Source organism: Bacillus nitratireducens (assembly GCF_036320425.1).
Taxonomy (GTDB): domain Bacteria; phylum Bacillota; class Bacilli; order Bacillales; family Bacillaceae_G; genus Bacillus_A; species Bacillus_A nitratireducens.
Genome location: NZ_JAUMJO010000065.1, coordinates 1 through 254, shown reverse-complemented (window position 1 = coordinate 254; position 254 = coordinate 1). Strand labels below are relative to the sequence as shown.

The 254-nt window shown below is 52.0% G+C and carries 1 rRNA gene; it reads right to left on the bottom strand.

Annotated elements, in window-relative coordinates:
- Positions 1–254: ribosomal RNA gene (locus tag Q3V31_RS31110) — 16S ribosomal RNA — on the bottom strand; the annotation flags it as partial.

Sequence of the window (254 nt, the reverse complement as noted above, 5' to 3'; positions counted from 1 at the left end):
CAACTTAATGATGGCAACTAAGATCAAGGGTTGCGCTCGTTGCGGGACTTAACCCAACATCTCACGACACGAGCTGACGACAACCATGCACCACCTGTCACTCTGCTCCCGAAGGAGAAGCTCTATCTCTAGAGTTTTCAGAGGATGTCAAGACCTGGTAAGGTTCTTCGCGTTGCTTCGAATTAAACCACATGCTCCACCGCTTGTGCGGGCCCCCGTCAATTCCTTTGAGTTTCAGCCTTGCGGCCGTACTC